Origin of the sequence: Rhizobium sp. BK591 (genome assembly GCF_014195045.1) — a bacterium.
In the GTDB taxonomy this organism is placed as follows: Bacteria; Pseudomonadota; Alphaproteobacteria; order Rhizobiales; family Rhizobiaceae; genus Rhizobium; species Rhizobium anhuiense.
In genome coordinates this window covers 136,393-155,860 of record NZ_JACIAZ010000003.1, presented here as the reverse complement: position 1 = coordinate 155,860, position 19,468 = coordinate 136,393, and the positions used below count along the sequence as shown (strand labels likewise).

Annotated in this window: 21 protein-coding genes; 10 read left to right on the top strand and 11 right to left on the bottom strand. The window is 62.4% G+C overall.

The window, feature by feature from the left end; translation table 11 throughout:
- Window positions 1-13 precede the first annotated feature (13 nt).
- From FHX10_RS13825 to rsmA, 3 genes are read left to right on the top strand one after another with little or no spacing between them, the layout of a single operon-like run.
- Complete coding sequence (locus tag FHX10_RS13825) at window positions 14-961, top strand: peptidylprolyl isomerase (RefSeq protein WP_097595060.1); 948 nt, start codon at window positions 14-16, stop codon at window positions 959-961.
- Window positions 962-967: 6 nt separating this feature from the next.
- Window positions 968-1,996: a 4-hydroxythreonine-4-phosphate dehydrogenase PdxA gene (gene pdxA, locus FHX10_RS13820; protein ID WP_183908312.1), complete on the top strand. Its 1,029-nt coding sequence runs from the start codon at window positions 968-970 to the stop codon at window positions 1,994-1,996.
- On the top strand, window positions 1,996-2,850 hold the full coding sequence (gene rsmA / locus FHX10_RS13815) for a 16S rRNA (adenine(1518)-N(6)/adenine(1519)-N(6))-dimethyltransferase RsmA (RefSeq protein WP_028756977.1): 855 nt from the start codon (window positions 1,996-1,998) through the stop codon (window positions 2,848-2,850). Before pdxA ends, rsmA begins: the two co-directional genes overlap by 1 nt.
- A gap of 98 nt (window positions 2,851-2,948) precedes the next feature.
- Here the strand turns inward: rsmA and gmk are convergent, their stop codons facing one another.
- The 7 genes from gmk to fabD all read right to left on the bottom strand — a co-directional run bounded on the left by gmk (window position 2,949) and on the right by fabD (window position 9,533).
- Entirely contained in the window at window positions 2,949-3,611 is a 663-nt protein-coding gene (gmk, locus tag FHX10_RS13810) for a guanylate kinase (RefSeq protein WP_028756976.1), read from the bottom strand.
- 3 nt (window positions 3,612-3,614) lie between these two features.
- Window positions 3,615-4,502 carry a YicC/YloC family endoribonuclease gene (locus FHX10_RS13805; protein WP_184389516.1) on the bottom strand — a complete coding sequence of 296 codons (888 nt, stop codon included), beginning with the start codon at window positions 4,500-4,502 and terminating at the stop codon, window positions 3,615-3,617.
- Between the two features lie 18 nt (window positions 4,503-4,520).
- Window positions 4,521-5,759, bottom strand: a complete 1,239-nt coding sequence (mltG, locus tag FHX10_RS13800) for an endolytic transglycosylase MltG (protein ID WP_028756974.1) — start codon at window positions 5,757-5,759, stop codon at window positions 4,521-4,523.
- 182 nt (window positions 5,760-5,941) lie between these two features.
- Window positions 5,942-7,204: a beta-ketoacyl-ACP synthase II gene (gene fabF, locus FHX10_RS13795; RefSeq protein WP_028756973.1), complete on the bottom strand. Its 1,263-nt coding sequence runs from the start codon at window positions 7,202-7,204 to the stop codon at window positions 5,942-5,944.
- Window positions 7,205-7,297: 93 nt separating this feature from the next.
- Window positions 7,298-7,534, bottom strand: coding sequence for an acyl carrier protein (locus FHX10_RS13790; protein ID WP_003547058.1), 237 nt, complete (start codon window positions 7,532-7,534; stop codon window positions 7,298-7,300).
- 286 nt (window positions 7,535-7,820) lie between these two features.
- Window positions 7,821-8,558, bottom strand: a complete 738-nt coding sequence (fabG, locus tag FHX10_RS13785; RefSeq protein WP_028756972.1) for a 3-oxoacyl-[acyl-carrier-protein] reductase — start codon at window positions 8,556-8,558, stop codon at window positions 7,821-7,823.
- A 30-nt stretch (window positions 8,559-8,588) separates the two neighbouring features.
- Window positions 8,589-9,533, bottom strand: a complete 945-nt coding sequence (gene fabD / locus FHX10_RS13780) for an ACP S-malonyltransferase (protein WP_028756971.1) — start codon at window positions 9,531-9,533, stop codon at window positions 8,589-8,591.
- Window positions 9,534-9,734: 201 nt separating this feature from the next.
- Between fabD and FHX10_RS13775 the strand changes: the two genes are divergently transcribed.
- The 6 genes from FHX10_RS13775 to FHX10_RS13750 all read left to right on the top strand — a co-directional run bounded on the left by FHX10_RS13775 (window position 9,735) and on the right by FHX10_RS13750 (window position 15,454).
- The gene (locus FHX10_RS13775) at window positions 9,735-10,778 is read left to right on the top strand and encodes an aldo/keto reductase (protein ID WP_028756969.1); all 1,044 of its coding nucleotides are present in this window, start codon (window positions 9,735-9,737) and stop codon (window positions 10,776-10,778) included.
- A 306-nt stretch (window positions 10,779-11,084) separates the two neighbouring features.
- The gene (gene rpsF / locus FHX10_RS13770; protein WP_003547040.1) at window positions 11,085-11,552 is read left to right on the top strand and encodes a 30S ribosomal protein S6; all 468 of its coding nucleotides are present in this window, start codon (window positions 11,085-11,087) and stop codon (window positions 11,550-11,552) included.
- Between the two features lie 14 nt (window positions 11,553-11,566).
- A complete protein-coding gene (rpsR, locus tag FHX10_RS13765) occupies window positions 11,567-11,815 on the top strand; it encodes a 30S ribosomal protein S18 (RefSeq protein WP_003547038.1) in 249 nt (82 codons plus the stop codon).
- A gap of 156 nt (window positions 11,816-11,971) precedes the next feature.
- Window positions 11,972-12,958, top strand: coding sequence for a DUF2232 domain-containing protein (locus tag FHX10_RS13760; protein WP_047616315.1), 987 nt, complete (start codon window positions 11,972-11,974; stop codon window positions 12,956-12,958).
- Window positions 12,959-12,980: 22 nt separating this feature from the next.
- On the top strand, window positions 12,981-13,559 hold the full coding sequence (rplI, locus tag FHX10_RS13755; RefSeq protein ID WP_028756952.1) for a 50S ribosomal protein L9: 579 nt from the start codon (window positions 12,981-12,983) through the stop codon (window positions 13,557-13,559).
- Between the two features lie 398 nt (window positions 13,560-13,957).
- On the top strand, window positions 13,958-15,454 hold the full coding sequence (locus FHX10_RS13750) for a replicative DNA helicase (RefSeq protein ID WP_183908409.1): 1,497 nt from the start codon (window positions 13,958-13,960) through the stop codon (window positions 15,452-15,454).
- Window positions 15,455-15,478: 24 nt separating this feature from the next.
- Here the strand turns inward: FHX10_RS13750 and FHX10_RS13745 are convergent, their stop codons facing one another.
- From FHX10_RS13745 to FHX10_RS13735, 3 genes are all read right to left on the bottom strand, one after another.
- On the bottom strand, window positions 15,479-15,781 hold the full coding sequence (locus FHX10_RS13745; RefSeq protein ID WP_028756953.1) for an AzlD family protein: 303 nt from the start codon (window positions 15,779-15,781) through the stop codon (window positions 15,479-15,481).
- A complete protein-coding gene (locus tag FHX10_RS13740) occupies window positions 15,778-16,497 on the bottom strand; it encodes an AzlC family ABC transporter permease (RefSeq protein WP_028756954.1) in 720 nt (239 codons plus the stop codon). The genes FHX10_RS13745 and FHX10_RS13740 overlap by 4 nt, the downstream gene beginning before the upstream one ends.
- A 67-nt stretch (window positions 16,498-16,564) precedes the next feature.
- A complete protein-coding gene (locus tag FHX10_RS13735) occupies window positions 16,565-17,386 on the bottom strand; it encodes an AraC family transcriptional regulator (RefSeq protein WP_183908411.1) in 822 nt (273 codons plus the stop codon).
- A gap of 190 nt (window positions 17,387-17,576) precedes the next feature.
- On the opposite strand from FHX10_RS13735, the gene alr reads away from it, so the two are divergent.
- Entirely contained in the window at window positions 17,577-18,740 is a 1,164-nt protein-coding gene (gene alr, locus FHX10_RS13730; protein WP_018241436.1) for an alanine racemase, read from the top strand.
- Window positions 18,741-18,750: 10 nt separating this feature from the next.
- On the opposite strand, the gene FHX10_RS13725 is transcribed toward alr, so the two are convergent.
- Entirely contained in the window at window positions 18,751-19,386 is a 636-nt protein-coding gene (locus tag FHX10_RS13725; protein WP_097631074.1) for a LysE family translocator, read from the bottom strand.
- Between the last annotated feature and the right edge of the window lie 82 nt (window positions 19,387-19,468).

Genomic DNA, 19,468 nt, shown 5'->3' with positions numbered 1-19,468 from the left:
GGGAGGTCAACAGATGATTGACGCGAAAAAAGCCATAACCACGTTCCTCGCCGGGGCGGCGCTTGCATTGCTGACAAGCCTCGCCGGTCCCGCGCTTGCGGCAAGCGAAGTCAAGGCCGTGGTCAACGGCACCGCCATCACCAGCGGCGATGTCGCCAAGCGCCAGGCCTTCCTGCGCCTGCAGCACACGAAGGCCGATGCGAAGACTGCGCAGGAGCAATTGGTCGACGAGACGCTCAAGCGGCAGGAGGTCTCCCGCGTCCATATGTCGGTTTCGCAGCAGGACGTCGATGCGTCTTTCGCGCGCTTTTCGAGCGGCAACAAGCTTTCCGTCGAGCAAATGTCGCAGATCCTCGATCGCGCCGGCGTCGGCGTTGATCATTTCAAGGCTTTCATCGCCGTACAGATGAGCTGGCCGCGCGTCGTCAACGCGCGCTACGGCTCGACCTCGCGGCTGTCGAACTATGATCTCGTCTCGCGCATGATGCAGAACAACAAGCAGAAGCCGGTGACGACGGAATATATGCTGCAGCAGATCATCTTCGTCATTCCTGAAGCCAAGCGCGGCGCCATCACCGGCAAGCGTAAGGGCGAGGCCGAGGCGTCGCGCTCGAAATTTCCGGGCTGTGATCAGGCAAAGGTCTTTGCCGCGACGATGCGCGACGTGTCTGTGCGCGATCTCGGCCGCATGCTCGCCCCCGAGATCCCGCCGGATTGGAAACCGCTGGTCGAGCAGGCCAAGGGCAATACGACGGGCACCCGCGTCACCGACAAGGGCGTCGAATATCTGGCGATCTGCAGCCAGCGCCAGGTCTCCGACGACCAGGCCGCCGAAATGGTCTTCCGCCAGGAGGATCTCGACAAGTCCAAGGCCGGTAAAAAAGATGCCGGCCCGGAAAATGAAAACAGCAAGAAATACCTGGATGAACTGCGCAAAAAGGCGCAGATCGCCTACCGCTGACCGACGATGGCGACACCGTTTTCGCGACCGCTTGCGCTGAGCCAGGGCGACCCCGCCGGCATCGGGCCGGATATTACGCTGATGGCGTGGCTGCGGCGGCGCGAACTCGGGCTGCCGCCTTTCTTCCTGATCGGCGATCCTGATGTTCTGGCGCTGAGAGCCTGCCAGCTCAATCTGGCGGTTTCGATCCGCGAGACGGACACGGCCAGCGAGGCTGCCGGCCTATTTGCCGACGCGCTGCCGGTCATGACCGTACCGGCCGGCATCGAAGTGGTGGCCGGCGAGCCGCATGCGGCTACGGCGAAGGGCACGATCGCATCGATCGAGAAAGCCGTGTCGCTCGTCATCAGCGGCGAGGCGCTCGCGGTCGTGACCAACCCGATCGCCAAGGCCGTGCTCTACGAGGCGGGTTTCCGGTTTCCCGGCCATACCGAATTTCTCGCCGATCTTGCCGGCAGGGCGACGGGCCGGCCGGTGACGCCTGTCATGATGCTGTCCGGTCCGAAACTCCGGGCCATTCCCGTCACCATCCACATTCCGGTCCGGGACGTGCCGCAGGCGCTGACCGGCGAACTGATCGTCGAAACCTGCCGCGTCGCCCATGAAGACCTCAGGCACCGCTTCGGCATCGAGGCGCCGCGGCTCGCCGTTGCCGGCCTCAACCCGCATGCGGGCGAAGGCGGGACGATGGGCCGGGAGGACGAGGACATTATCCGTCCGGCGATCGAGCGCCTGCGCGACGAGGGCATCGATGCGATCGGCCCCCTGCCCGCCGATACGATGTTCCATGACGAGGCGCGGGCGCGATACGATGTCGCCGTCTGCATGTATCACGATCAGGCGCTGATCCCGGCCAAGGCACTCGGTTTCGACGACAGCGTCAACGTGACGCTCGGGCTTCCCTTCGTGCGCACCTCGCCGGATCACGGCACCGCTTTCGGCATCGCCGGCAAGGGACTGGCGCGCGAGCAGAGCCTCATTGCCGCGCTGAAGCTCGCCGCCCAGCTTGGCCGCAGCGCCGAAAGCCGCCGCTGATGGCTGCACTCGACGGTCTGCCACCGCTTCGTGACGTCATCCAACGCCACGGCCTCGATGCGCGCAAGGCGCTCGGGCAGAACTTCCTGCTCGATCTCAACCTCACCCAGAAGATCGCCCGCACGGCGGGGACGCTCGACGAGGCAACCGTCATCGAGGTCGGCCCCGGCCCCGGCGGGTTGACCCGCGCGATCCTGGCGCTCGGCGCCAGGAAGGTTATCGCCATCGAGCGGGATACACGCTGCCTGCCGGCGCTCGCCGAGATCGCCGATCATTATCCCGGCCGGCTCGAGGTGATCGAAGGCGACGCGCTGAAGACGGATTTCGAGACATTGGCGCCGGAAGGCCCGATCAAGATCATCGCCAACCTGCCCTACAACGTCGGCACGCAGCTTTTGGTCAATTGGCTGCTGCCGAAAGCCTGGCCGCCGTTCTGGCAGTCGCTGACGCTGATGTTTCAGAAGGAAGTCGGCGAGCGTATCGTCGCTGGCGAAGACGATGATCACTACGGCCGTCTCGGCGTGCTCTGCGGCTGGCGGACAGAGGCCCGCATGGCTTTCGACGTGCCGCCGCAAGCCTTCACACCGCCGCCGAAGGTGACGTCGACGGTCGTGCATCTCACACCCCGCGAAAATCCCATCCCCTGCGCTGTCGCCGATCTGGAAAAGGTGACGCAGGCCGCCTTCGGGCAGCGCCGCAAGATGCTGCGCCAAAGCCTGAAACCGCTCGGCGGTGAGCGCCTGCTCATCAAGGCCGGGATCGATCCGGCGCGGCGAGCCGAGACCCTTTCCGTCGAAGAGTTCTGCCTGTTGGCGAACAGCCTTCAAAGCTCGGCGAAAAGCCAGCCGTTCTAGAGCATTTCCGTTTTTCTTCGAATCACGAAAATGCTCTATCTCTTTGTTTTCACGCAATTCCGGACGCAAAACCGCTGTGCACTTTTGCTGGAATTGCTCTAAAGCGACGGCGTTTCTTCCAGCAGTCCGCGGACGAAGTCGAACATGCCATGGCGGCGGTCGCGGCGCAGGCGTTCGGCCTTGACGATCGACTGAACGGCGTCGAAGGCGGTGTCGAGGTCGTCGTTTACGATGACATAGTCATATTCGCGCCAGTGGGCGATCTCGGCGCGGCTGTTGGCGAGGCGCGTCTGGATGACCTCTTCGGAATCCTCGGCGCGGCGATGCAGCCGCGACTGCAGTTCGGTCATGGTCGGCGGCAGCACAAAGATCGAGACGACGTCGGCCGACATTTTCTCCTGCAATTGCTGGGCGCCCTGCCAGTCGATATCGAAGAGCATGTCGCGGCCTTCGGCCATGGCCTGCTCCACCGGCTCGCGCGGCGTGCCATAGAAATTGCCGTGCACCTCGGCCCATTCGAGCAGCGCATCGCTGTCACGCAGCCGCTCGAACTCACGCACGCTCTTGAAGTGGTAATGCACGCCCTCAACCTCGCTCGGGCGGCGCGGGCGCGTGGTAACGCTGACGGAAAGGCCGATATTCTTGTCGATCCCCAGCAGCGTGCGCGCGATGGTGGACTTGCCGGCGCCCGACGGCGACGAAATGACAAGCATCAGACCGCGGCGGGCGATCTGCACGGGCGAAGTTTTCGCCGGTTTCATGTCTTACTCCAAATTCTGGACCTGCTCGCGGAACTGGTCGATCACGACTTTCAGCTCGATGCCGGCAGCGGTGACCGCCGAGGCATTCGACTTCGAGCAGATGGTATTCGATTCGCGGTTAAATTCCTGTGCAAGGAAGTCCAACCGGCGCCCTGCAGGGCCACCTTTCACCAGAAGATCGCGCGCGGCGGCGATATGGGCCTTCAGACGATCGATTTCCTCGCGCAGATCGGCCTTGGTCGCCAGCAGCGCGGCTTCGGCATGCAGCCTGTCGCGGTCGAGCGCGGCCATGCCGTCCATCAGCAAGGCGACCTGCCCGGCAAGCCGCGCAGCGATCTCCTGCTGCGAGCGCGACGGATCGGCCTCGATCGTCCGTGCCAGGCCATCGATCGTCGCGACATGGTCGAGAAGAATGCGGGTCAGCGCCGCCCCTTCCTGTTCGCGCATCGCCCTCAGATCGGCAAGCGCGGCCAACAGACCGGCAGCGATATCGGCGTCACGGGCGGCAAGCGCCTCCTCGCCATCCTCGCCTTCGCGGAATTCCACGATGCCGCGCACCAGGAGCAGCGTATCGAGCTTCAGCGGCGACGGATCGATCACCCCGTCCAATTGCTCGCGCATGGCCAGCACGGCGGCGAGCGCCTCCCTGTTCAGCACCGCCTCGAAGCGGTTCTCGTCGGCGGTGACGGATAGGGATGCCTGCAGGTTGCCGCGGCTGAAGCTTTCGCCGGCGAGGCGGCGGACCTCCGCCTCCATGCGTTCGAGGCCGGGCGGCAGGCGCAGGCGCAGATCAAGGCCCTTGCCGTTGACCGAGCGCAGTTCCCATGCCCAGCGCCAGCGGCCGCTCGTTCCCTCGCGCCGCGCAAAACCGGTCATGGACTGCAAAGCCATGCGAACCTCCCGAAGGTATCAGTTGATCTTCTTTTTCTTCGGCGGCACGACGGTCGCGCCACTATCCGCCGGCTGCTCTTCCGGCTGGCCGTCGACTGCGATGTTCGGATCCGAACCCTTGTCGGCTTCGAGCTTGCGCCAGCGCTTGACGTTGGCGTTGTGCTCCTCGAGCGTGGCCGCAAAGACATGGCCGCCGGTGCCGTCGGCAACGAAATAGAGATCCTGCGTCTTCCAGGGATTGGCGACGGCTTCGAGCGCATCCTTGCCGGGATTGGCGATCGGCGTCGGCGGCAGCCCCTTGATGACATAGGTATTGTATGGCGTGTCCCGCTTCAGGTCCGACTGGTAGATCGGCCGGTCGGCCGGTTTACCCTCGCCGCCGAAGAGACCGTAGATGATCGTCGGATCGGATTGCAGGCGCATGCCCTTGCCGAGCCGGTTCAGGAAAACGGAGGCGACATGGGCACGCTCGTCGGGAACGCCGGTTTCCTTTTCGACGATCGAGGCGAGCGTCACGAACTCCTCCTTGGATCGCAGCGGCAGCGAGGAGTCGCGCTTGTCCCAGATCTGATCGACGAGCTTCTGCTGCGCAGCCGCCATCTGGTCGATGATTTCCGAGCGTTTGGTGCCGCGCGAGAATTTGTAGGTATCCGGACGCAGGCTGCCCTCGGTCGGCAGGGCGGCCGGCAAGTCGCCTTCCAGCACAGTATCCTGCAGCATGCGGTCAAACATCTGGCGGACCGTCAGGCCCTCCGGGAAGGAAACGGAATAGAGAATGGACTTGCCCGATTTCAGAAGCTCCATGATATCGCTCATGGAAGCCCTCGCCTTGATCTCGTATTCACCCGCTTTCAGGCTCTCACCGGCAGAAAGATGCGTTGCCGTGAGATAGCGGAAGATGCGGGCATCGCTGATGATCGCATTGCGCTCGAGGTTCGAGGCGATTTCGGCCAGACCAGCGCCGTTGCGGACGATGAAATTGGTGTTGGTCTGCAGCGGACCGGGGTTTCGATAGGTCGATGTGGCATAGTAGAAGCCGATGACGGCGACGACGCAGACCAGAACCGCCATGGTCATGATGAAGTTCAGGAAAAGAACCACCTGTCCGCGGGCTTTCTTGGACCGCTTCGGCGGCTCCGGAACGCGCTCCGGACGCAGGGCTTCGCTCGGCGACTTCGGGATGATCGGTCCCTTCTGTGCCTGCCGGTCGTTCTCGCCCTGCGGGGTATCGTTGCTCTGGTTCGTCGTATCGCTCACCGGCAATCCTCTAAAACTTGACCCTCACTTCGCTATTTCGCGAAGCAATGCGGCAAAAGCAGGTTCTGCCGCCGTTCAACGGCGCCGCTGCCGGTCGTTATGCTCCCGCACGTCCCGCTACGCAACGTAGGGAACGGCCGCCCTGCGGCGCAAGGGACACCCGTTACGCCGCGTAGAGGCCCTTATTGTGCGTAGCGGCGCAGCACGAGCGACGCGTTCGTGCCGCCGAATCCGAACGAATTGGACAGCGCCACATTGATTTCTCGCTCGCGCGCCTTGTGCGGCACAAGATCGATCGCCGTCTCACGTTCGGGATTGTCGAGATTGAGCGTCGGCGGCGCGATATTGTCGCGGATGGCGAGCGTGGTGAAGATCGCCTCGATGGCGCCGGCAGCACCGAGAAGGTGCCCTGTCGCCGACTTGGTCGAGGACATCGAGATCTTCGACGCCGCATTGCCGACCAGCCGTTCGACGGCGCCGAGTTCGATCGTATCGGCCATGGTGGAAGTACCGTGGGCGTTGATGTAATCGATATCGGCCGGCGTCAGCCCGGCCCTCTTCAGCGCCATCGCCATGCAACGGCCGGCGCCCTCGCCGTCCTCGGACGGCGCGGTGATGTGATAGGCATCGCCCGACAGGCCGTAGCCGACGACTTCGGCGTAGATCCTGGCGCCGCGCGCCTTGGCGTGTTCCAGTTCCTCGAGCACGACGATGCCGGCGCCCTCGCCCATGACGAAGCCGTCGCGGTCGCGGTCGTAGGGGCGCGAAGCCTTTTGCGGGTCGTCATTGTGCTGGGTCGACAGCGCCTTGCAGGCGGCGAAGCCGGCAAGCGAAATGCGGCTGACCGGGGATTCCGTGCCGCCGGCGACCATGACGTCGGCGTCACCCAGCGCGATCAGCCGAGCGGCATCGCCGATCGCATGCGCGCCCGTCGAACAGGCGGTGACGACCGAATGATTGGGGCCGCGCAGCTTGTGGCGGATCGAGACCTGGCCGGAGACGAGGTTGATCAGGCGGCCGGGAATGAAGAAGGGAGAAATGCGGCGCGGGCCCTTGTCGCGCAGGGTGTAACCCGCCTCGACGATGCCTTCGATGCCGCCGATGCCGGAGCCGATCAGCACGCCGGTGGCGATCTGGTCCTCATCGGTCTCGGGGTGCCAGCCGGCATCGGCAAGCGCCATGTCGGCGGCGGCCATGCCGAAGATGATGAAGGGATCGACCTTGCGCTGTTCTTTCGGCTCCATCCACTGATCGACATTGAATGTGCCGTCGGTGCCGTCACCGACAGGGATACGGCAGGCGATCTTGGCGGGAAGGTCGTCGACTTCGAATTCGGTGACGAGGCGGGCGCCGTTCTGGCCGGCAAGCAGCCGGGACCACGTCACCTCTGTTCCGCATCCCAAGGGTGATACCATGCCGGTACCGGTGATGACGACACGTCTCATCGCGTGCTTCCCCCCGTCTCTTATGTTCTATGGAGAAATATGCCGAAAAGAAAAGGGCGGACTCCAGGCCCGCCCTTTCTCAAATGCACAGGATCAGGCCTGGGCCTTCTCAATAAACTTCACGGCATCGCCGACCGTCAGGATCGAGTCGGCAGCGTCGTCAGGAATTTCAACGCCGAATTCTTCTTCGAAAGCCATGACAAGTTCGACCGTGTCGAGCGAGTCAGCGCCCAGATCGTCGATAAAGCTGGCGCTCTCGACGACCTTGTCGGCATCGACGCCAAGATGATCAATAACAATTTTCTTTACGCGTTCTGCGATATCGCTCATGTCGGTTTCCTCGACCTTATGTCCTGATCGGAATGCCGTTGCGGCACCCTTACCCTGTTTCAGCCTGCGATGTTTTCAGACATCCTCGGCAAACTCGTTTACCCGGCTTCAGAGATGTCCCAGGCTTGCAAAAAGCCCGCCGGTCCGTCTGCTTTCTCGGGACGACTGTTCACAGTCATGGCCCGCTTAACATGCTTTATGTCTGCCGCAAAGCCAGAAAATCAACGGTTCGTGATTGCTCAACATGCTATTGGCGGAATTATACCCATGCCAACAGTTTGTCGTTTCAGATCATCGCCATGCCGCCGTTTACGTGCAGCGTCTGGCCCGTCATGTAAGCAGCCTCGGAGGAGGCAAGATAAGCGACAGCCGAAGCGACCTCGCCGCCCGTACCCATGCGTTTCATCGGGATCGCTCCCATGATCGCTTCCTTCTGCTTGTCGTTCAGCTTGCCGGTCATGGCGCTCTCGATAAAACCGGGCGCCACGCAGTTGACCGTCACGTTGCGGGTGGCAATTTCCTGCGCCAGCGACTTGGTGAAGCCGATCATGCCAGCCTTGGAGGCGCAGTAATTGGCCTGGCCCGGATTGCCGGTGACGCCGACGACCGATGTGATGTTGATGATGCGGCCATAGCGGCGACGCATCATCGGATGCGTCAATTCGCGCGTCAGGCGGAAGGTCGACGTCAGGTTGACTTCGAGCACGCTGTCCCAGTCCTCGTCGCTCATGCGCACGAACAAGCCGTCGCGGGTGATGCCGGCATTGTTGACGAGAATGTCGACGCCTTCGAGGTCGGCCTCGGCCTTCTGGCCGAGCGCCTTGACCTCATCGCGGTCGGAGAGGTTGGCCGGGAAGATCTTGACGCGCTCGCCGAGTTCGGCGGCCAGCGCTTCCAGCTTCTCGACGCGGGTGCCGTGGAGGCCGACGATAGCGCCCTGCTTATGAAGAAGGCGAGCGATTTCCTCGCCGATACCGCCCGATGCGCCGGTGACGAGAGCCTTGCGGCCGGAAAGATCGAACATGGAAACGTTCCTTATATCTGGAGATACCAATCAGGCCATGAGGGCGGCGACGGCCGCGTCGATATCCGCCGGACCGTTGACGGAGATGCCGTTGATCGTCTTGTCGATGCGACGGGCAAGGCCGGTCAGCACCTTGCCGGAACCGAGTTCATAAAGCGTCGTGACGCCATTTCCGGCGAACCATTCCACCGTCTCGCGCCAGCGGACCTGGCCGGTGACCTGCTCGACCAGGAGGCCGGCGATCTCGTCGGCGCCGGTCACGGGGGCGGCACGCACATTGGCAATGAGGGGCACGACCGGATCGGATTTCGAAACCGTTGCCAGTGCTTCGCGCATGGCGTCGGCGGCCGGCGCCATCAGCGTTGAATGGAAGGGAGCGGAGACCGGCAGCAGGATGGCACGCTTGGCGCCCTTGTCGGTCGCAAGGCCGGCGGCCTTTTCGACGGCGGCCTTCTCACCAGAGATGACGATCTGGCCGCCGCCGTTGTCGTTGGCGATCTGACAGGCGCCGACGGCAGCCGCTGCCTCGCAGACGGCAACGACGTCGGCGTGTTCGAGGCCGATGATCGCGGCCATGGCGCCGACGCCGACGGGGACGGCCGCCTGCATGGCATTGCCGCGGATGCGCAAAAGCCGCGCAGTATCGGCGAGCGAGAAGGTGCCGGCGGCGCAAAGTGCCGAATATTCGCCGAGCGAGTGGCCGGCGACATAGGCGACCTTGGACTTCAGCTCCAGCCCCTTGGCTTCAAGAACGCGGACGACGGCGATCGAGACGGCCATCAGCGCCGGCTGGGCGTTCGCCGTCAAGGTCAACGTATCCTCGGGACCATTGAACATGACGTCCGAAAGCTTTTCACCGAGTGCCTCGTCGACCTCGTCGAAGACGGCGCGGGCTTCGGCAAAATTCTCGGCGAGATCCTTGCCCATGCCGACGGCCTGACTGCCCTGGCCGGGAAAAGTGAAAGCGATGGTCATTTTCATGTCCCTGATTGCGCCCCTTGAGGCTGTTTTGCCTCCAATTGACATTCTTTCCGGCAGAGTCAAGTGGCGGCCCCTTATGCGCAAAGCCTTTCGCACGCGCGCAAAAGCCCGGTTTTTGCTCTTGCGCTCCGCCAAATCCAGCCTAGATTTGCGCGGACCCTCCCAAGGCTTTCACCTCTCTTCCAAGGTTTTTCCATGAAGTACAATTCACTAGGCCGCACCGAGATTTCCGTTTCAGAGATCTGCCTTGGCACGATGACCTGGGGTTCGCAGAACAGCGAAGCCGACGCGCATGCGCAGATGGACTACGCCGTCGAAAAAGGCGTCAATTTCTTCGACACGGCCGAGCTTTATCCGACCACGCCGGTTTCGGCCGAAACGCAGGGCTGGACCGAAGACTATATCGGCAGCTGGTTCGAAAAGACCGGCAAGCGCGGGGATATCGTGCTCGCCACCAAGGTTGCAGGCCGCGGCCGCGACTATATTCGCGGCGGCCAAGGCGCCGATGCAAAGAATATCCGACTGGCGCTCGAGGCCAGCCTGGCGCGGCTGAAGACCGATTACGTCGATCTCTACCAGGTCCACTGGCCGAACCGCGGCCATTTCCATTTCCGCCAGAACTGGAGCTACAATCCCTTCAACCAGGATCGCGACAAGGCCGTCGCCAACATGCTCGACATCCTGGAAACGCTCGGCGCGCTGGTGCAGGAAGGCAAGATCCGCGCGATCGGCCTTTCCAACGAAACCACCTGGGGCATACAGAAATATCTGACGCTTTCCGAACAGAAGAGCTTGCCGCGCGTTGCCAGCGTCCAGAACGAATATAACCTGCTCTACCGTCATTTCGATCTCGACCTCGCCGAACTCTCGCATCACGAGGATGTCGGGCTGCTCGCCTATTCGCCGCTTGCCGGCGGCATCCTGTCCGGCAAATATGTAGATGGCGGCAGGCCGAAGGGTTCGCGCGGTTCGATCAACCCCGATATCGGCGGTCGCCTGCAGCCGTTGCAGGAACCGGCGACCAAAGCCTACCTGCAGATCGCCGCAACCTTCGGCCTCGACCCGGCGGCCATGGCGCTCGCCTTCTGCCGATCAAGGCCGTTCATGGCCTCGGTCATCATCGGCGCAACCTCGATGGAGCAGCTGAAAGTCGATATCGGCGCGGCCGAACTGACGCTCTCTCACGAAGTCCTGGCGGAGATCGCCAAGGTGCACCGCCAGTATCCGCTGACGCTTTGATCATCTTGCCGTAACGCCCCCCGACGCCGACCATCGGTTTGCGTCGGGTCCGATTGCACTTGCCTTTGCCCAAAAAATCCGTATAAGCCGCCCTGTTCGTTAACCCGGTCTTCTGGCTGGTGGCTGAACGGAGGGCCGGTTTCCTTTTGGAAATCGTTCGGAACGGAAGCGTTCCAGCCTCCCGTGTCTCCGCTCTCGACCGTCTCGGAAACGCTTTCTTGCCTGGGTTTACCCAATCAGGAGCAGTCGTTGAGGCTTAGCCGCCGAATATCGGGTTGAACCAAACGCAAGAAAGGCAAAGCTGTCATGGCTCTTTATGAACATGTATTCCTTGCCCGGCAGGATATTTCCGCTCAGCAGGTCGATGCCCTCGTAGAACAGTACAAGGGTGTGATCGAAGCTAACGGCGGTAAGGTCGGGCGTATCGAGAACTGGGGCCTCAAGTCCCTCACCTATCGCATCAAGAAGAACCGCAAGGCGCACTACGCCCTGATGGACATCGATGCACCGGCTGCTGCCGTCCAGGAAATGGAACGTCAGATGCGCATCAGCGAAGACGTTCTTCGCTACATGACGATCGCCGTCGAGAAGCATGAAGAAGGTCCGTCTGCCATGATGCAGAAGCGCGACCGTGACGACCGTCCGCGTGAAGGCGGCCGTGGCCCGCGTGAAGGCGGCTTCGGTGATCGCGACCGTGGCCCGCGTCCGCCGCGTGAAGGTGGCTTCGGCGACCGTGACGACCGTCCGCGCCGTCCGCGCGAAGACCGTGTATAAGGGAGATCCGAGATATGTCTGAAACTTCCTCCGCTCCGGTCCGCCGCCCGTTCCATCGCCGCCGCAAGACCTGCCCGTTCTCCGGCGCCAACGCGCCGCGGATCGACTACAAGGACGTACGTCTGCTGCAGCGCTACATTTCCGAGCGCGGCAAGATCGTTCCGTCCCGCATCACGGCCGTTTCCCAGAAGAAGCAGCGCGAACTCGCCCAGGCGATCAAGCGCGCCCGTTTCCTCGGCCTGCTGCCCTACGTCGTCGCCTGATCGGCCAACGCCAATACCATTGAGGGAAGGCATTCGTGCCTTCCCTTCTCCCTTTCGCGATGGGCGCGGATCGGAACTCTTAAAACCCATGTTGAGACGTTTCTGAATTCGATTCAGCAACATTCTCTAACTGCTTGATGAAGCAGGACAGCGACCTTGAAACGACTAAACATTAGAACGCTGCTGATCGGCGCACTCGCCGGATTGACCGCCGCCCTGCTGGTGCTGGGCGCGAGCATGCAGCCGTCGTTTTTCAGCGCGCTTCTCTACACGGCTTCAGCGCTGCCGATCCTGATCGTCGGGCTCGGATGGGGCAATGCCGCGGCGATCTCGGCCGTCACCACCGCTGCCGCACTCGGCGCGATCTTGATCTCGCCTTCCTTCGCGCTGATCATGACGCTGGTGACGCTTCTGCCGGCCGGCTGGCTGAGCCATCTCGCCAATCTCGCGCGTCCCGCCTCCGAACTCGGTGGCCCCGACCACCTGCTTGCCTGGTATCCGCTCTCCGATATCCTGCTGCATCTCTGCGGCCTGGTGACGCTCGCCGTCATCGTCATCGGCGTGATCATCGGCTACGGGCCTGAGATCACCGATCCGATCGTCGACCTGCTGATCACCTCGCTCAAACAGCAGCAGCCGGAATTCATGCCCGATCCGGCGGCGACCGCGCAGACCAAATCGCTGATCCTGCTGATGCTGCCGGCTTTGCAGGGCGGCATGTGGGTCTCCATGCTGTTTGCTGCCTATTATTTTGCGGTGCGCATCGTCTCAGCCTCCGGCCGCGGCCTTCGCCCGCGCGAGGACATTCCCTCGTCGCTGCGCATGAACCGCAACTCGATCTTCATCTTCCTGGCCGGGCTTGCCGCCTGCTTCTTCGGCGGCGTTCCGGCGCTGGTCGGCGCGACCGTGATCGGCACCTTCGGCGCCGGTTTCATGCTCTCCGGTTTCGCCTCGCTGCATTTCCGCACGCGCGGCAAGGACTGGCGCATGCCGGCCCTCATCCTTAGCTACCTGGCTTCGATGCTCATGCTGCTGCCAGCTCTCCTCATCCTCGTCCTTGGTCTCAGCGATACGCGCAAGGCGATCGCGCTGACCCCGACGAAAGATGCTGATGCCCCCAAACAACCCGATACGAAAATCTGAGACACAAGAAAGGAAAAAGAAAATGGAAGTCATTCTTCTCGAACGCATCTCCAAGCTCGGCCAGATGGGCGAAACCGTCAAGGTTCGCGACGGCTTTGCCCGTAACTACCTGCTGCCGCTCGGCAAGGCGCTGCGCGCCAACGCCGCCAACAAGACCCGCTTCGAAGCCGAGCGTGCGACGCTCGAAGCCCGCAACCTCGAGCGCAAGTCGGAAGCCCAGAAGGTCGCCGACGTTCTCGACGGCAAGTCCTTCATCGTCGTGCGTTCCGCCGGCGAAACCGGCCAGCTCTACGGTTCGGTCGCCGCCCGTGACGTCGTCGAGATCCTCGCCGCCGAAGGCTTCAACATCGGCCGCAACCAGGTCCACCTCAACACGCCGATCAAGTCGATCGGCCTGCACAAGGTCGAGCTGCAACTGCACGCCGAAGTCGAAATCCACGTCGAGCTGAACGTTGCCCGTTCTGCCGAAGAGGCAGAGCGCCAGGCCAAGGGTGAAGAACTCACCTCGGTCGACGCGATCTACGGCGTCGACGAAGACGCGCTGCGTCCGGAAGACTTCTTCGATCCGGAAGCCGACGGCGTCGACGAAGACGAAGCATAATTTTCGTCGGAGCGATCCACGAGAGAGAAAGCCCGGCCATCGCGCCGGGCTTTTTCGTTTACACACCTTCGACAGACCGTTTTCCACCCCTTCGACAGGCGCGGCCGATCGGGGTCGCTTTTTTAAGGGGATTTCCTGGATGTTTTTGCTGCGCGCCTTATCGCGCCACGCTAAAATACCCTTCTCCGAAACGGATGCGCTGAGTCGGCGCCAGACCGTGTCGTGCGGGTGACACTGCCGGTATTTCTCCTTTGTGTCGCCCAGGACTGTGGAGAAGTCGAACAACGTGCACAGCGTTCAGGATTTAGGCGAAGAGAGCTCCCGCTCCTTTCGCAGCCTCTTGATTTTCGCGTCCGGAATTGCAAATCCGGAGCTGGAAAAAGACAGAACGGATGATGATGAACGACGCCGCTCGAAAGATTGCAGCCGTTGCTCCGTCGGAGCAGCATTATCGCGAAGCACCCAACAATATCGAAGCCGAGCAGGCGCTTCTGGGCGCGATCCTGATGAACAACGACGCCTATTACCGGGTGTCGGACTTCCTGAAGCCTATCCATCTCTATGAACCGCTGCATCGGAAGATCTTCGAGGTTGCCGGCGATATCATCCGCATGGGCAAGATCGCCAATCCGGTGACGATCAAGACCTTCCTGAAGGCCGACGAGAAGGTCGGCGACATGACGGTTTCGCAATATCTGGCGAGCCTCGTCAGCAACGCCGTCACCGTCATCAATGCCGAGGATTACGGCCGGGCGATCTACGACCTGGCGCTGCGCCGGGCGCTGATCACCATCGGCGAGGACGTCGTCAACATCGCCTATGACGCGCCGCTCGACATGCCGCCGCAGTCGCAGATCGAAGATACCGAACGCCGCCTCTTCGAACTGGCGGAAAACGGCCGCTACGACGGCGGATTCCAGGCCTTCAACGATGCCGTTGCGCTGGCGATCGACATGGCGGCCGTCGCCAAGGAACGCGATGGCGGGCTTTCCGGCATTTCCACCGGCATCCATTCGCTGGATTCCAAGATGGGTGGCCTGCAGCGTTCGGACTTGATCGTGCTGGCCGGACGTCCCGGCATGGGCAAGACCTCGCTTGCCACCAATATCGCCTATAATATCGCCGCCGCCTACGAAGGCCAAGTCCAGTCGGACGGCAGCATGAAAGCGAAGAACGGCGGCGTCGTCGGCTTCTATTCGCTCGAAATGTCGTCCGAACAGCTCGCCACCCGTATCATCTCCGAGCAGACGGAAGTCTCCTCCTCGAAGATCCGCCGCGGCGACATCAACGATGCCGATTTTGAAAAGCTCGTCGCCTGCTCGATGATGATGCAGAAAGTGCCGCTCTATATCGACCAGACCGGCGGTATTTCGATCGCCCAGCTTTCGGCGCGCGCCCGCCGCCTCAAGCGCCAGCGCGGCCTCGACGTGCTTGTGGTCGACTACATCCAGCTGATGACCGGCTCGGGCAAATCCAGCGACAACCGCGTCCAGGAAATCACCCAGATCACCACCGGCCTGAAGGCGCTCGGCAAGGAGCTCAACGTTCCGATCATCGCGCTGTCGCAGCTCTCGCGTCAGGTCGAAAGCCGCGACGACAAGCGCCCGCAGCTTTCCGACCTTCGCGAATCCGGCTCGATCGAGCAGGACGCCGACGTCGTGTTGTTCGTGTTCCGCGAGGAATACTACGTCAAAAATTCGGAGCCGCGCGACATCCACGATCCGAAATATCCGGAATGGGAAGCGCTGTTCGACAAGGTAAAAGGTACGGCCGACGTCATCATCGCCAAGCAGCGCCACGGGCCGACAGGCACGGTGAAGCTCGCCTTCCAGTCGGAATTCACCCGCTTCGCCGATCTCGCCGATCCCTCCTTCACACAGTACGAGGAACATTGACGCGGTTTTCCGGGTCAATTTCCCCTAGAAACCTGTGGCCCGCAACAAGGCCACCGTCACAACGCCGCCGACGACGCTGGCAAGCATCGGCAGGCGGCGGGCGGCCAGCGCCGTTGCGGCACATGCCAGTGTCTCCGCCCAGCCGGTCGCAAAGGCGGTCGGAGCGATCACGGCCATCAGGACCGCAGGCGGGATCGCCTCAATCGCCGTTTTCCAGCGCTCGTCCAGCTGCACGTGACGGATGAGGACGAGACCGCTGATGCGCGTGAAAATCGTCGCGAATGCCATCGCGAGGATGGCAAGCAGGGTATTGATATCAAGCGTCATGCGGCCTGCTCCTGGACCCCACCCTTCCAGAAAGCCATCACCAGTCCGGCCAAAGCGCCGGCTGCGATATACCAGACGCCCGGCACGAAATGATGGACGGCGACGGCTGCAATTCCGCTCGCGGCCAGAATTGCGCCCGTTTCCGGTCCCTTCCAGAAGCCCATGACCAGCACGACAAACACGGCCGGAAAAGCGAAATCGAGACCGATGACCGCCGGATCGCCCAGAAAGACGCCGAGCAACGCGCCTGCGAGCGAAGAGCCGACCCAGGCGACATAGAAGGGCGCGACGATGCCGGCATACCAGACGGGCGTCAGCCGTGTGCTGCCGGCGCGGAACTCCGCCATGGCCCAGAGTTCGTCAGCGAGAAACAGCATGGCGGCATAGCGCTTGATGGTGGAGAAGGACTGCATCTTCATACCGAGCGACGCGCTCATCAGCACATGGCGGATATTGACCAGCAGTGTTGCGAAGCCGACGCCGACCCAGCTTGCCGGATGCGCCCATATATCCATTGCCACGAACTGCGAGCCGCCGGCGAAGACCAGCGCACTCATCAGCGTCGTTTCCAACACCGAAAGACCCTTGGTGGCCGAAATCGCGCCGAAAACCAGACCGATCGGAGCAACGGCGACGACAAGCGGAAAGATGGCGCGCATTCCGGCAAGAAATTCGCCGGTAAGAAATTCGCTGGATGGCCGGCTTTGCTGCAACATGGCAACCTCCTGATTGAGATCACGGAGCAGTAGCCCAGCCCGACACAGCCGTATTGAACGAAAGTGATCAGCCAGTACGGAATTGACCGGGTGTTACGCCTGTCCGCGCCTTGAAGTGCCGGGTGAAATGCGCCTGATCGGCAAAACCGCATGCGAGCGCGATATCGGCGGGCATGTGCCCCTGCCGCAGCAGCCTGCGGGCCACCTGCACGCGCCGGTCCGTCAGGAAGGCATGTGGCGTGATGTGGTATTCCTTGCGGAAGGCGCGGATGAGATGCGCGCGGCTCAACCTCGCCACCCCGGCCAGTTCCTCAAGGCCGACGTCGCTGTCGAAATTCTCGATGAGATATTCGCGCGCGCGGGCGACGGCGCTTCGCTCCTGCGTATCGACAGGCACGACGATCGTGCTGCCGTGGCGCGCAAAGATCGCCGCCAGCACCGAGAACATGCTTTCATCGGACTCCAATGCACCTGCGCCCCTTTCGAGCGTGCGGTGGGCGGCGTGAAAAGCATTGGCGAGTTGCGGATCGCGTGGAAGCCCGCCGGAAAAAGACGGCGTCGCGTGAAAGGCCTTGCCCGTCACATCCTCCAGAATATCGATGAATAATTTCATGTCCGGATAAATCATGCGGTAGCGGTAGCCCTCGCCGCCGGGAGCGCCGTCATGAATGACGCCCGGATCGATAAGATAAAGGTCGCCCGGGCCGGTTTCCTCCCGCCTGCCGCTCAGCGTGGCGATCTGGCTGCCGCTTTCAATCGCGCCGATGCTGAATGTATCGTGCGCATGCGGCGCATATTCATGAGTGAGAAAGGTAGCGCTCAGACACTCCATGTCACGGAAGCGGCTGTCCCGCCAAAAGCGGGCCGATTCCACGTTGGCGAGCGGCATAGCCTCCGCCGCCTCTTTCTGAGATACGTTCTGCATGCGGGTAGATTAGCGCCGAAGCCGCCATGCGTCTTGAACAAAAGTGATCGTACAGGCGGCAAAGGATGGTATGTGACCGCCCGCGCTTTCCCTTGGCCACAATGCTCACTAGACTGGGTGAGGTGATTTTCCCTTCATTTCTTCACGGCGATTCATGACAGATTTTCCCATTCCCTTCGACGACGACGATCTTTTCGCTTCCGCAGGCCTGCGGCTGACCGTCGACTTGACCGCGCTTACGGAGAACTGGCGCGATATGGCGCGCCGCTCCGGTGCAGCGCGCGCCTCGGCCGTCGTCAAGGCGGATGCCTATGGCATGGGCATCGAGGATGCCGGCGAAGCGCTCTATATGGCAGGCGCCCGCGACTTCTTCGTCGCGACCGTCGACGAGGGCGTCACCCTTCGCCTCTATGCGCCGGAGGCGCGCATCTTCGTGCTCTCCGGCATCTGGCCGGGCACCGAGCGACGCTTCTTCGACAATGATCTGGTGCCGGTGATTTCTTCCGACGAGCAACTCGCCTTCTGGATGGCGGTGCTGGCCGATTACGGCGACTACCCCTGCGCCCTGCATGTCGATACCGGTTTCAATCGGCTCGGACTACATATCGACGATGCGATCGCGCTCGTCGACGATGTTTCGCGGCCGGCGAGTTTCGCGCCGGTGCTTGTCATGAGCCATCTCGCCTGCGGCGACGATCCCAGCCATGCGATGAACCGGCGGCAGCTCGAATCATTCCACAGGGTTAGCGCCGCCTATGAAGGCATCGATTCAAGTCTTGCGGCCTCGGCCGGCATCTTTCTCGGCGAGGATTATCACTTCGACCTGACCCGCCCCGGCATTGCGCTCTATGGCGGCGAAGCGGTCTGCGGCATGACGAACCCGATGCGGCCGGTGGCAACCGCGGAAGCGCGCATCATCCAGGTGCGAAATGTCGAGGCCGGCGAGACCGTCAGCTATGGGCGGGCGCTGCAGCTCAACCGCAAAAGCCGGCTGGCGATCGCCTCGGCCGGTTATGCCGACGGCTATATGCGCAGCCAGTCGAGCGGCGGCGTGCCGCTGCGCCAAGCGGTGCCGCAAGGCGGGCAAGGCTTTATCGCCGGACACAAGGTGCCGGTTGCCGGCCGGATCACCATGGACCTGACGATCTTCGATATCACCGACCTGCCTGACAATGCCGTGCGCGCCGGGGATTATGTCGAGCTGTTCGGCAAGAATATGCCAGTCGACGACGTGGCGCGGGCAGCAGGCACGATCGGATACGAGATCCTGACCAGCATGGGGCTCCGCCATGAGCGGCGCTATGTCGCCGAGGAGTAGAGTTCGCCCGTCAACGGCTGCTGAGCGCAAGGCGGACGCCGAGCGCTACGAAAAGCGCGCCGAGGCTGCGATCGAGCCATAGCCCGACTTTCTGATTATGCCTGAGCGCATCGGCAAGGCGCCCGCCGAGAAGGACGAGCGGCGGCTCGATGAAGGCAGCGACGACAATGATAAGCCCGCCATGCAGCAGGAGTTGGGCCCATGCCGGTCCTGCCCCTTCGACGACGAATTGCGGCAGGAAGGCCAGGAAGAAGATCGCCACCTTCGGATTGAGCAACGACACCAGGATTCCCTGCCGGTAGATCCTTGCGCCCGGCATTTCTTCACCGGCAGCCTTTATCAGTCCATTGCCGCCGCCGGCGCGCAACGCCTGGATGCCCAGCCAGACGAGATAGGCGGCGCCGATCCATTTGACCGTCGAGAAGGCGGCGGCGGAAGCGGCAAGCACGGCGGAAAGACCGAGTGCCGCCATCAGCACGTGCAGGCAGGCGCCAGACCAGACGCCGAACAACGCGGAAAAACCGGCACGTTTTCCGCCTCTCATCGTGTGACCGAGGATGAAGGCGATGTCGGGGCCGGGCGAGAGGTTGAGCAAAACCGCAGCCGACAGAAATGCAAGCCAGTGCGCGAGCGAATAATCGAACATCTTCCACCGTTCCGGATAAGCAGAGAACAAAGGATAGGCACGGCGCGCGCTGATGGGGAAATCATTAGTTTTGATCCGTCGC

What these genes read in the sequence shown, in the direction of transcription:
- FHX10_RS13825 (WP_097595060.1), top strand. Translation starts at nt 14, where the DNA reads ATGATTGACGCGAAAAAAGCCATAACCACGTTCCTCGCCGGGGCGGCG.
- pdxA (WP_183908312.1), top strand. Translation starts at nt 968, where the DNA reads ATGGCGACACCGTTTTCGCGACCGCTTGCGCTGAGCCAGGGCGACCCC.
- rsmA (WP_028756977.1), top strand. Translation starts at nt 1,996, where the DNA reads ATGGCTGCACTCGACGGTCTGCCACCGCTTCGTGACGTCATCCAACGC.
- gmk (WP_028756976.1), bottom strand. Translation starts at nt 3,611, where the DNA reads ATGAAACCGGCGAAAACTTCGCCCGTGCAGATCGCCCGCCGCGGTCTG.
- FHX10_RS13805 (WP_184389516.1), bottom strand. Translation starts at nt 4,502, where the DNA reads ATGGCTTTGCAGTCCATGACCGGTTTTGCGCGGCGCGAGGGAACGAGC.
- fabF (WP_028756973.1), bottom strand. Translation starts at nt 7,204, where the DNA reads ATGAGACGTGTCGTCATCACCGGTACCGGCATGGTATCACCCTTGGGA.
- FHX10_RS13790 (WP_003547058.1), bottom strand. Translation starts at nt 7,534, where the DNA reads ATGAGCGATATCGCAGAACGCGTAAAGAAAATTGTTATTGATCATCTT.
- fabG (WP_028756972.1), bottom strand. Translation starts at nt 8,558, where the DNA reads ATGTTCGATCTTTCCGGCCGCAAGGCTCTCGTCACCGGCGCATCGGGC.
- fabD (WP_028756971.1), bottom strand. Translation starts at nt 9,533, where the DNA reads ATGACCATCGCTTTCACTTTTCCCGGCCAGGGCAGTCAGGCCGTCGGC.
- FHX10_RS13775 (WP_028756969.1), top strand. Translation starts at nt 9,735, where the DNA reads ATGAAGTACAATTCACTAGGCCGCACCGAGATTTCCGTTTCAGAGATC.
- rpsF (WP_003547040.1), top strand. Translation starts at nt 11,085, where the DNA reads ATGGCTCTTTATGAACATGTATTCCTTGCCCGGCAGGATATTTCCGCT.
- rpsR (WP_003547038.1), top strand. Translation starts at nt 11,567, where the DNA reads ATGTCTGAAACTTCCTCCGCTCCGGTCCGCCGCCCGTTCCATCGCCGC.
- rplI (WP_028756952.1), top strand. Translation starts at nt 12,981, where the DNA reads ATGGAAGTCATTCTTCTCGAACGCATCTCCAAGCTCGGCCAGATGGGC.
- FHX10_RS13750 (WP_183908409.1), top strand. Translation starts at nt 13,958, where the DNA reads ATGAACGACGCCGCTCGAAAGATTGCAGCCGTTGCTCCGTCGGAGCAG.
- FHX10_RS13745 (WP_028756953.1), bottom strand. Translation starts at nt 15,781, where the DNA reads ATGACGCTTGATATCAATACCCTGCTTGCCATCCTCGCGATGGCATTC.
- FHX10_RS13740 (WP_028756954.1), bottom strand. Translation starts at nt 16,497, where the DNA reads ATGTTGCAGCAAAGCCGGCCATCCAGCGAATTTCTTACCGGCGAATTT.
- FHX10_RS13735 (WP_183908411.1), bottom strand. Translation starts at nt 17,386, where the DNA reads ATGCCGCTCGCCAACGTGGAATCGGCCCGCTTTTGGCGGGACAGCCGC.
- alr (WP_018241436.1), top strand. Translation starts at nt 17,577, where the DNA reads ATGACAGATTTTCCCATTCCCTTCGACGACGACGATCTTTTCGCTTCC.
- FHX10_RS13725 (WP_097631074.1), bottom strand. Translation starts at nt 19,386, where the DNA reads ATGTTCGATTATTCGCTCGCGCACTGGCTTGCATTTCTGTCGGCTGCG.